This is a genomic window from Acidilobus sp., from assembly GCF_049973875.1.
Classification (GTDB): Archaea; Thermoproteota; Thermoprotei_A; order Sulfolobales; family Acidilobaceae; genus Acidilobus.
Window position 1 is genome coordinate 1 of the sequence record NZ_JBMFJI010000090.1, and the last position, 852, is coordinate 852.

Genomic DNA, 852 nt, shown 5'->3' on the forward strand with positions numbered 1-852 from the left:
CTTTATGGTCACCGAGCCGTTCTCGCTGACCATCCTGGTTAACTCAAAGTATTTTTTTACCGATATCTCAGCTAGCATCATGGGTAAATTGTCAGTCTCATTAATTAAATATGGTGCCAGAAAAAGAGCGCCTAAGTTTATCGAAGCAGCTATGCCAACCGAGTAAAGCAACGATTTCATGTAGCTTTCCTTAAGCTTATCGAGCTCATTAATGATGTTTTTGTCGATCTTATCGTCCTGGAGTCTAGGCTTTATTAAATTTGTCGGCTTCTCGGCTGGTAGTCTTATGCCTGGTAGGGGCCTCTGCTCAACGACATTGAGACTCAGCTCTCCTCCCTTTATGTATGGATCGAGGGCAGAGAAGCCAAGAGCAACCTCAGTAGAGAATGAGAGGGCCGAAGCCGCACCCTCAGCAGCTCTTACCGTCATTACCTGGAGCTGGTTGGGGGCGTTAGTCACGTCAACGTATATATAGACTTTATTGTAGTTTATAGCATTAAGCTCTATCAGCATCTTTGATATCAAATAGGCGGCCACAGCCTGAGAGTCGTAGAGGCTTGCTTTAATCTCAAGACGTCCTTTGCTTTCCTTGTTACCGCCACCTTTACAGGAATCTTCCACAGCCATAGGTATGTTGAAAGTACCGCCCATAGGTACTACCTCAAGTCTGAGGTCATTGATAAAACCTGAGGCAAGCTCTTTGCAACTCTCCATGGAGTTACCGTCAGCATCGATATTATCGATGCCATCCTTTATGTTATTAAGTTGGCGATCGCTCAGGTTTTCAACTGCTTTATTATAGCTATTTGGGATGTTGTCAAGCTCAACCATAAGGGATTCTGGCAACAGACC

General features: G+C 44.7%; 1 protein-coding gene. It reads right to left on the reverse strand.

Translation table 11 applies throughout. The annotated features are described in order from the left end of the window. A partial coding sequence (locus tag ACP5H1_RS08495) for a hypothetical protein (protein WP_427974094.1) occupies positions 1-831 on the reverse strand: 831 nt, incomplete at its 3' end. Positions 832-852 lie beyond the last annotated feature (21 nt).